Genomic DNA, 9981 nt, shown 5'->3' with positions numbered 1-9981 from the left:
ACAACGTGTTCAGCGCCCGCTCCAGTGTCTCGTCGGTCAGCTCGCGCGCACCGGCCGGCCTGGCGATGCCACCGAGTACGGTCTTCATCGTGGGTGACTCGGCGATCCTGGCGGTGATCCGCAGACCCTCCATCAACGCCGCGCGGTCCTCGCCCGCGTCGTCGGAGAGGTACCGCGGGTCGATGAGCGGTTTGACCAGCGGGTCGGCCGACGCCAGCGAGATCGTGCCGCTGCTCTTGGGTTTCAGCAGGATCGGACCCATGACGACGGCGTGGCCGGGATACGGCTCGCCGATGCCCTCGTCGAAGAACGGGGCCGGCGCGAAGATCAGCTCGAGATCGGGGAACTCGAGTTCCGGGTTGCTGCGCACGAATCCGTAGGCCTCGCCGACGTTGGAGGTCAGCATGCCGCGGCGCCGGGCAAGGTAGTTGACGAGTTCCAGCGGCTTCTCCGCGGCGAACAGCGTATCGCGCTGGGCGTCGAAGCCGAGCGGGACCACCAGGTGGTCGAGCAGGTTCGCGCCCACCTCCGGTGCATGGTGGACCGTCTCGATGCCGTGCTCGGCGAGTTGATCGCGGTCACCGATGCCGGACAGCATCAGCAGCTGCGGTGTGTTGATCGCACCGGCGCACAGCAGCACCTCGCGACGCGCCCGAACCACCTGACGTCTGCCGTCGGTGTCGAGTTCGACGCCGACCGCGCGGTTGCCGTCGAAGAGCACCCTCGTCACGTGGGCGTCGGTGAACAGCTTCAGATTCTGCCGACGCAACGCCGGCTTGAGGTAGGCGTCGGCGGTACTCCACCGCGCTCCCCTGCGCTGCGTGACCAGTGTCTGGCAGAACCCCTCCGGCGACGCCTGATTCGGCGCCTCGAGCCCGAGGCCCAGCTGCTCGACGGCGGACAGAAAGGTGGCGGTCGAACTGGACGGGCTGCGCTGCGGCGACACGACGAGCGGCCCCCGCTCGATCCGCTTGAAGTACTTCTCGACGCCGGCGTAGGACCAGTCCGCGCCTGCCCGCTCGCCCCACTCGTCGTAGTCCGCGGCGAACCCGCGCACCCACATCATGGCGTTCATCGACGACGAGCCGCCGAGCGTCTTGCCGCGGGGCCAGTAGATCTGGCGGCCGTCGAGTTGCTTCTGCGGCTCGGTCAGGTAGTTCCAGTCGACCGGGCTGCGGAACAGCTTGGCGAAGGCCGCAGGGATGTGGATGAACTTGTTCTTGTCGGGCGGCCCTGCCTCGACGACCGCAACCCGCACGCCCGGCACGGCACTTAGTCGACTGGCAAGTACAGAGCCAGCCGAGCCGGTGCCCACCACGATGTAGTCCGCGTCCACGTCGCGTGAGTGTAGGAGGCCTTGGGCCGCTACGCGGTCAATTCGATGTGCAGCGCGTCGCCGACCGCCGCGTAACGCTCGGGGCTGCAGGTCAGCACGATGACCTGCCCGTCGCCGCCGACGGCGTCGAACACCTCGCCCATCTTGGTCAGCCGGTCGGCGTCGGTGAACCCGAGGGCGTCGTCGATCAGGACGGGCACGCCGTCCTCCTTGGCGACCAGCGCCGCACCCGCCAGCCGCGCCACGATGCCGAGTTGCTCCTTGGCGCCCCCCGACAGCGAGTCGTACGGCACGGTGCGCCCGGCCAGGGTGCGGCTGCAGATGCGCAGTTCGGCGTCGATCTCCACCTCGAAGTCGGCACCGAACACGATGCGGCCCAACCGCTGCACCTCGGCGCGGAACGGCTCGACGTAGCGCAGCCTGGCGTCGTCGCGGTGCCGCAGCATCACCGAGCGAAGTACGCGCACCGCGTCGGCGCGCCTGCCGAGCCTGGCGTGCTCGGCGACGACGCGCTGCAGTTCGATCTGGGAGGCGTCCAGCTGACCCCGCCGGCCTTGCGTGCCGTAGGCCCGCAACTGCGCGCTGGTGTCCCGCAGCTGCTCGCCGATCTCCTCGTGCGCCCGCACCAGCGCGTCGTGGCAGCGGACGGCGTCGCCGAGTTCTTCGGCGACGGCCGCGGGCGCAACGCCTGCGAACTCGGTCTCGACGGCCTGCAAACCGGTCGCGACCTCGCGGGCACGCTCGGCCGCGACTTCCGCCCGGACCGAAAGGGCGTCGTCGGATGCCGACTCCCGCTGCGCGGCCAGGAGCTCACCGACCTTGGTCAGTTCGGTCGTTGCGGTGATCAGCTGCTCCCGCAGAACCGTCGCGCGGGTGGTCTGGTCCATCGCCGCGGCCGCCGCCGAGGTCGCCGCTTCGCGACGGACGTCGCACTCGGCGACGGCCCGGCGCCGGTCGGCCGTCGCGGCCTCGAGTTCGGCCCTGGCCCCCTCGGCGTCACAAGGCACGTCGGTGGGCTGAGCCTCGCGCAGCTCGGCGAGGTGTGTCCGCATCCCGGCGACGGAGTCGTCGCCTGTCAGCGCCTCGCGGGTGGCCCGCACGCGATCGCCGAACGCCAGCAGGTCCCGTCGCCGCTTGTCGAGCGTCCTTGCGGCGTCGACGTCGGCCGCCCCGGCACGTGCCAGCTGGGCGGCCAGGTGCGCACGCGCGGCGTCGAGAACGGCCTGGGTGTCGGCGGCGGGCTCACCCGGCAGCACACGCACCGTCAGCAGATCGGGCAGCTCGACGTCGGTGGGCCCCGCGGCGCTCGCCGACCAGCTCTGGCCCGCGACCAGCGCGACGACCTCGCCCGCGATCCGCAGCTCGACGTCGGCCGCGGCCGTCAACTCCACGCGGGCCGAGGCCGATTCGGCCCGCGCGGCGGCCAACTCGACCGCTGCGGCGGCGGTCTCGATGCCGCGCATGGAGCCGTCCACCATCGCGATCGCTGCGAGGTCGCGGTCGATGCCGAGCAACTCGCGGTCGGCGGCGTCGATCTTCGTCAGCTTCGCCGCCAGCCGCTCGGCCTGCTCGCGGTGGGCGATCTGCTCGACGGCACGCCGCGCGGCGTCGACCCTGGCCTGGCTGGCTTCGACGGCGGTCCTGGCCTCGACCAGGCCGGCATCGGCCGAGTCCTTCACCTCGCGGTCCTTCGTCTCGTCGATACCGGCCTGCTCGGCGGAGCGCTGCAGCTCGGCGATGGTGGCGGCTCTGGCGTCGAGGTCGGTGCACAGCCGGCGGCGTTCGTCGAGCGCTGCGACGGATGCGGTGCGCTGTTGTTGAGCCGCATCGGCGAGTGCGCGTGCGCGCACCAGCCGCTCGGTCAGTTCCTTGACGGTCTCGGCCGCCGCACGTGCGGCGTCGAGGCACTTGGCCGCATTGGCGCGATCGAGCGTCGCGCGGGCCAGCCGGTCGGTCAGTTCACCGTGTCGGGCCAGCGCGTCGTCGACCTCGGCGACCGCGGCCTCGCATTCGGTCACATTGCCCTCCGCGGTGCGCAACCCGGTGATCGCCGTGCCCCAGTCGCCGGTCGGCCGACCGGTCGCGGTGAAGTACTGGCGGTACTCGGCGTCGATGCGATCGACCAGCAGCGGCTCTGCCCCGGACAGCGCCACCGCCTGCCCGGCGGCGACGTCGAGTGCGCGGGACAGCGCGTCGGATCCGGACAGATCGACCGGTGCGGTGGCCCCCGACTGCAGCACGCGCTGGGCCTGCCAGAGATCGATGTCGACGGTCTCCTTCAGGATCGCCTGCACCCGGTCGTGCGCCTCGTCGCCGGTGAGTTGTTCGCGGCACGGCTCCAGCACCGTCAGCTCGGTCACCGGCCGCTTGTGGAAGCGCTTGAAGTACTCGAAACGGTAAGGGCCGGTGGAGATCACCGCACAGATCTCCGCGCCCTCGTCGACGTGAGTGGGCTTGACCAGCTTGACCTCCTTCCTGGCTGAGCGGTCCTTGGAGTGCAGCAGCAGGTCGAGCGCCTCGATCATCGACGACTTGCCGATCTCGTTGGCGCCGCTGATCACCACCACTCCGCGATCGGGGAACTCGATGTCGCGGTGGGCGATTCCGCGGTAGTTGCGCAGCGTCAGACGGTGCAGCTTCATGCGGCGCTACCCCGGTCCACCAGACGCAGCAGCAGCGCCAGCGCGGCGCGGGCGTCCACGGCCTGCTCGCCGTCGTCGCGTGCCGTCGCCACCAACTCGTCGACGGCCGCGGCCGCGAACCCCCCGAGGCCGAGATCGTCGAACTCGCCGTCGGCGGGCACCACCACGACGTCGGTCTGGCTGTCCCACGACGTCAAGGCCGCGAAGAGCCGGGTGTGCTTGTCGATGCAGGCGTCGAGCTCGGCCTTGTCCGTCACCGTCAGCGACCCGGTCAGCGCGAGCTGCACCACGGTGCGGTCCTTGTCGGGCATCAGGTCGAGGTTCAGGCCGAGGTCGGTGATGTCGCGGCTACTGTCCACCGTGAACCGCATCGACACGAACCGCCAACGCCCCACCTTGCGGGCATCCACCCGCACCGTCCGCTGCGCATCCCGTTCGTCGACGTCGACGACCAGCACGTGACCAGGGTCGGACTCGATGTGGTCGTAGTTGGTGACCTCGGGCGCACCCGAGTACCAGACCCGGCCCGTGGTACCGACCTCGGTCCGAGAGTGCTTGTCGCCCAACGCCACATAGTGCACGGCGCCCCGCGCCAGCGCGGCCTCCACCGCTGCGAGCCGGATCAAATCGGCCTTGTCCCGGTCGGGCTCGAAGACGTCGACCCCGCCGTGGCCGACGACGATGCGGGTGACCCCGTCGGCGGGCAGGTCGTCGAGCACGTCCCCGACCAGATCAGTGGTGGGCGCCTTGGAACGCCAAGGGGCCGCGACGAGCTGAAGCCCCGGCCGCACCTCGTGCACGCCTGCGCGGTCGAGCACCGTCACGTTGTCGGGGCACTCGGCCAGGAACAGCGCGCTGGTGTACACCGACGACGCGTCGAGGGGATCGTGGTTGCCTGGCAGGAGGTAGACCGGAACCCCGATGGCACGCATGGCCTCCAGCGACTGGCTGACGACGCGCGGGGCGAGTTGGTTGTTCTCGAACACGTCGCCAGCCACGACGACGAACTCGGCCCCGACCTCGGCGGCCAGCGGCCCGAGACCGGCGACGGCCTCGCGGCGTGCGGCCGAATACCGCGGCTGCGCCTCGCCGTTGAGGAAGTAACGGGTCATGCCGAGCTGCCAGTCGGCGGTGTGCACGAAGCGCATCTCGGCGTCCTCCTCGCTGCTATCTCTGGGTGGGGCAAGGCGAGTGTAGGTCCGTGCGCCGACAAGTCGGCGGACCTCGACCGGCATGTGTTCGGGCGGTCACGTCAAGCCGTTCTGCGGGCGGGCCCGCACCGGAGCGTACCGGTAGCGCTACGTTGACTCCCATGAGCAGGACGCTGTTGTTGCTTCGACATGCGAAGTCGGACTACCCGGCCGGCGTGCCCGACCACGAGCGGCCGCTGGCTGCGCGGGGCATCCGCGAGGCGCCCCTGGCCGGGGACTGGATCCGGGCGAATGCACCGGGTGTCGACGCGGTGCTGTGCTCCACCGCCACGCGCACACGCCAGACGCTGGCGCACACCGGGATCGACGCCCCGGTGGAATACGTCGACCGGCTCTACGACGCCGTGCCAGGCACCGTGATCGACGTGATCAACGAAGTGAGTTCACGGTTCGACACCGACGTCGAGACGCTGCTGGTGATCGGCCACGAGCCCACCATGTCGACCCTCGCCCTCGGCCTGAACAACGAGGGCGACGACGCGGCGGCGCAGGAGATTGCGATGAAGTTCCCCACCTCGGCGATCGCCATGCTGGGCACCACCGAACCGTGGGACCGGCTCACCTTGCGCGGGGCGGCGCTGATCGCGTTCCACGTGCCGCGCTAGCTACGAATTGGTGGCGAGCGTCAACTCCATCAGCTTGATCGCCATGCTGCATGCGTCGATGCCGGGCGCCTGCGGGTTCACCCACCAGCCGACCACGCCGCCCGCGTCGCTGGCCACGCCGCACGCGCCCTTGCCGTCGTTGGGCTTCATCACGATCGACTGCACGCCGGCTATCGAGCGATTCTCGACCTGATACTTGAGGTTGTTGGCGACCTTCTTCTCGTTGTCGAGGCTGCCCTGCTCGAACCAGAACCGGGTGATGTCGATCAGGCCTGCGGGGTTGGCCGCCTGCCACCGGCAGATCGCGCCGACGAAGGTGCTCTGGATGTCGAGCGGGTCGGCACCGACGGTCTTCGCGAGGATGTCCTCGGTCAGCACGTCGCATTCCTTGAGCAGGTTCGGGTACTGCTTCTGCGAGTTATCGTTGCGCGGGTTGTCACCGGAGCCCGCCCGGGCCGCCGTGCCCTCCACCGTGCGCGAACAGCCCAGCAGCATCGTCATGGCCGCGAGCACCGCCACCGTGCCCGCCAACGCCCGGCGGGCTCCACGTGCCCCGGTCACTTCGCGTTCACGATCGACTGGCGGGTGAGTTCCTTGGCGACGCCGCACGGATCGGGGAACGGCTTCTCGCTGAAGCTGATCGACCACTCGATGAAGTCGTCGTCGTACTGGATGCCGATCTCGCACAGGCTGGTGCCGAGGACCACGTCGTCACCCATCGCGATGAACCCGCTGTGCCCCTCGATGGTGATGTTGTCGACGCTGGCGCGGGACAGTTCCTCGGTCTTGCGTTCGCGGCCGATCGGGCTGCCGCGGTACCAGGAGAAGGAGAAGTGCGGCCCGAGGATGCCACCGCCGGCCAGCCACTGACACCCGACCGAGTTCTTGGCCGTGTTGACCAGTCCGGTGATCCGGGTCTGTTCGGTGACCGTCTGATCGGTGACGCCGCCGCACTCCGGGAAGAACGGGCCGTGCTTGGCGCCGGCGACCGGGGCGGCCGTCGACGGAACCCCGGGCCCCGTCGGCTGATCCGAACCTCCGCAGGCGGCGATCAACGGAATCACCGCGGCGGCCATCAGAGCAAACTTGGCGGCAGGCCCTTTGGCGTTGCGCCTGCTGCTCAGGTCGCAGCGTCGTCCAATCACGCCCGCAACTGTAGCGGCAGCCGTGGTCTACAACCACCGACATGCCGATTGACCTGGCCTTTTCTTGCCATCTCGAGGAGCGCGGCCGCACAGTATCCGGTCGTGGTCGGTGTGCAAGAGTTACGGGATGCTCTGGGCGCTGCTACGGCAGTACGTGCGGCCCTTCCGCTGGCTGCTCACCGTCGTCGCAGTGCTTCAGGTGGTCAGCACCCTCGCATCGCTGTACCTGCCGACGATCAACGCGAGGATCATCGACGACGGCGTGGCCAAGGGAGACACCGGCACCATCACCGAGCTGGGCGGCATCATGCTCGTCGTCACCGGCATGCAGGTGGTGTGCGCGATCGGCGCGGTCTACTTCGGGTCGCGGGCGGGCATGGGGTTCGGGCGCGACATGAGGTCGGCGATCTTCCACCACGTGACGGGGCTTTCGGCCGAGGAAACCGCCCGGTTCGGCGCGCCGACTCTGCTTACGCGCACCACCAACGACGTCCAGCAGATCCAGCTGCTGGTGGCCATGACGTGCACCATGTTGATCACCGCGCCGATCATGAGCGTGGGCGGCATCGTGATGGCGGTGCACCAGAATGCCGGACTGTCCTGGCTGCTGGTGGTCAGCGTGCCGGTGCTCGGACTGGCCAACTACTGGATCGTGGGGCACCTGCTGCCGCTGTTCCGCAACATGCAACGCCTCATCGACGGCATCAATCGCGTGCTGCGCGAACAGTTGTCGGGCATCCGGGTGATCCGGGCGTTCGCGCGCGAATCGCTGGAGCGGGGGCGCTTCGCCGAAGCCAGCCAGGAGCTGTCGGACACCGCGCTCTCGATCGGGCGGTGGCAGGCATTGATGCTGCCGGTCACGACCCTGGTCATCAACGTGTCCAGCGTCGCGTTGATCTGGTTCGGCGGCAAGCGGATCGACGACGGCGAGATGCAGGTGGGCTCGCTCATCGCGTTCCTGTCCTACTTCATGCAGATCCTGATGGCCGTGCTGCTGGTGACCATCATCCTGGTGCTGCTGCCACGCGCCGCGGTGTGCGCCGAACGCATCTCGGAGGTGCTGTCCACCGTCCCGGCGATCAGCAACCCCGAGCATCCTCGACGGCCCGCGACGGTGACAGGACAGATCCGGATAGAGGCGGCGACGTTCCGATATCCCGGCGCGGATCGCCCAGTGCTACAGGATGTTTCGCTCACAGCACGGCCCGGCACTACGACCGCGGTGGTTGGCTCTACCGGATCGGGCAAGTCGACCCTGATCTCGCTGATCTGCCGGTTGTACGACCTGACCGGCGGCGCGGTGGTGATCGACGGCGTCGACGTGCGCGACTACGACACCGAACAGCTGTGGTCGGCGATCGGCCTCGTCCCGCAACGCGGCTACCTGTTCTCCGGCACCGTGGCGGAGAACCTGCGCTATGGGAAGGCCGACGCGACCGACGAGGAGATGTGGGAAGCGCTGCGGGTGGCGGCGGCCGACGGTTTCGTCTCGGCACACCCCGACGGCCTGGAGATGCCCGTCGCCCAGGGCGGCATCAACTTCTCCGGCGGCCAGCGCCAACGGCTGGCCATCGCCCGCGCCGTGATCCGCCGCCCGGCCGTCTACCTGTTCGACGACGCCTTCTCCGCGCTGGACGTTCACACCGACGCCCGCGTCCGCGCGGCGCTACGCGAGGTGTCGGCGGACGCGACGGTCGTCATCGTCTCGCAGCGCATCTCGACCGTCGCCGAAGCCGACCAGGTGGTCGTCATCGACGACGGCGCGGTGGTGGGCACCGGCACGCACGAGTCGCTGCTGGCCGACTGCCCGATCTACGCGGAGTTCGCCGACTCGCAGTCCGTCGCCGGAGCCGCCCCGGCGGCGACATCGGACCCAGCCGCCGGGGGGCCGCGGTGACCGCGCCGATGGGGCGGCCGATCCGCGGCGCCGTGCAGGCGCCGACGGAGCGGTCGCGTGACTTCAAGGGCTCGGCGATCCGGTTGGTGAAACGCCTTACGCCGCAACGCTCGATGACGGCCACGGTGCTGTTGCTCGGCGTCGCCGGCATCGCGATCGGCGTGGTCGGACCCCGCATCCTTGGGCACGCCACCGACCTGTTGTTCAACGGCGTGATCGGGCGTGAGTTGCCCGCGGGGATCACCAAGGAGCAGGCGATCGAAGCGGCCAGGGCCCGCGGCGACAACACGTTCGGCGACCTGCTGTCCGGGATGAACGTCGTGCCGGGCCGCGGCGTCGACTTCGACGCGGTGGGCCGCACCCTTCTGCTGGCGCTCGGACTGTATCTGATTGCCGCACTGCTGGTCTGGATTCAGGCCCGGCTGCTCAACGTGGTGGTGCAGCGCACCATGGTGCGGTTGCGCTCCGACGTCGAGGACAAGATTCACCGGATGCCGTTGTCCTACTTCGACTCCCGGCAGCGCGGCGAGGTGCTCAGCCGCGTCACCAACGACGTGGACAACATTCAGTCCTCGCTGACGTTGACCATCGCGCAGCTACTGACCTCGGTGCTGACGGTCGTCGCGGTGCTGGTGATGATGCTGACCATCTCGCCGCTGCTGACCCTGATCACCGTGCTCACGGTGCCGCTGTCGCTGCTGGCGACCCGGTCGATCGCGCAGCGCTCACAGCGTCAGTTCGTCGCGCAGTGGCGCAACACCGGCAAGCTCAACGCGCACATCGAGGAGACCTACAGCGGCTTCACCGTGGTCAAGACGTTCGGACACCGCGAGATCGCGGAGGACAAGTTTCGCGCGCTCAACGGCGACGTCTACGAGGCCAGCTTCAAGGCACAGTTCCTCTCCGGCCTGGTGTCGCCTGCCACGACGTTCATCGGCAACCTCAGTTACGTCGCCGTCGCGGTCGTCGGCGGCATTCAGGTGGCGACTGGCCAGATCACGCTGGGCAGCATCCAGGCGTTCATTCAGTACGTGCGCCAGTTCAACCAGCCGCTCACCCAGGTGGCGGCTATGTACAACACGCTGCAGTCCGGGATCGCGAGTGCGGAGCGGGTGTTCGACCTGCTGGACGCCGACGAGCAACCG

At 69.3% G+C, this 9981-nt stretch carries 8 protein-coding genes; 3 read left to right on the top strand and 5 right to left on the bottom strand.

Translation table 11 applies throughout. From position 1 onward, the window contains the following. From QOC69_RS16395 to QOC69_RS16385, 3 genes are all read right to left on the bottom strand, one after another. Positions 1 to 1336, bottom strand: a 1336-nt coding sequence (locus QOC69_RS16395) for a GMC family oxidoreductase (RefSeq protein ID WP_526441355.1), incomplete at its 3' end; no start/stop codon positions are given. 29 nt (positions 1337 to 1365) lie between these two features. Continuing rightward, a complete protein-coding gene (locus QOC69_RS16390) occupies positions 1366 to 3978 on the bottom strand; it encodes an AAA family ATPase (protein WP_526441353.1) in 2613 nt (870 codons plus the stop codon). Next, positions 3975 to 5126, bottom strand: a complete 1152-nt coding sequence (locus QOC69_RS16385; RefSeq protein ID WP_526441351.1) for a metallophosphoesterase family protein — start codon at positions 5124 to 5126, stop codon at positions 3975 to 3977. The genes QOC69_RS16390 and QOC69_RS16385 overlap by 4 nt, the downstream gene beginning before the upstream one ends. Positions 5127 to 5290: 164 nt before the next feature. On the opposite strand from QOC69_RS16385, the gene QOC69_RS16380 reads away from it, so the two are divergent. Further along, positions 5291 to 5794: a SixA phosphatase family protein gene (locus QOC69_RS16380; RefSeq protein ID WP_526441349.1), complete on the top strand. Its 504-nt coding sequence runs from the start codon at positions 5291 to 5293 to the stop codon at positions 5792 to 5794. Here the strand turns inward: QOC69_RS16380 and QOC69_RS16375 are convergent, their stop codons facing one another. Both QOC69_RS16375 and QOC69_RS16370 read right to left on the bottom strand, forming a co-directional pair. Continuing rightward, complete coding sequence (locus QOC69_RS16375; protein WP_526441363.1) at positions 5795 to 6295, bottom strand: DUF3558 family protein; 501 nt, start codon at positions 6293 to 6295, stop codon at positions 5795 to 5797. It lies immediately after the preceding gene. A gap of 56 nt (positions 6296 to 6351) precedes the next feature. Continuing rightward, a complete protein-coding gene (locus QOC69_RS16370; RefSeq protein WP_526441361.1) occupies positions 6352 to 6870 on the bottom strand; it encodes a DUF3558 family protein in 519 nt (172 codons plus the stop codon). 196 nt (positions 6871 to 7066) lie between these two features. Between QOC69_RS16370 and QOC69_RS16365 the strand changes: the two genes are divergently transcribed. Continuing rightward, complete coding sequence (locus QOC69_RS16365; RefSeq protein ID WP_526441359.1) at positions 7067 to 8836, top strand: ABC transporter ATP-binding protein; 1770 nt, start codon at positions 7067 to 7069, stop codon at positions 8834 to 8836. An 8-nt stretch (positions 8837 to 8844) separates the two neighbouring features. Continuing rightward, positions 8845 to 9981, top strand: a 1137-nt coding sequence (locus QOC69_RS16360) for an ABC transporter permease (RefSeq protein ID WP_526441357.1), incomplete at its 3' end; no start/stop codon positions are given.

It is taken from the genome of Mycobacterium sp. (assembly GCF_032162105.1).
GTDB lineage: Bacteria > Actinomycetota > Actinomycetes > Mycobacteriales > Mycobacteriaceae > Mycobacterium.
This window is presented reverse-complemented; position numbering and strand designations above follow the sequence as displayed.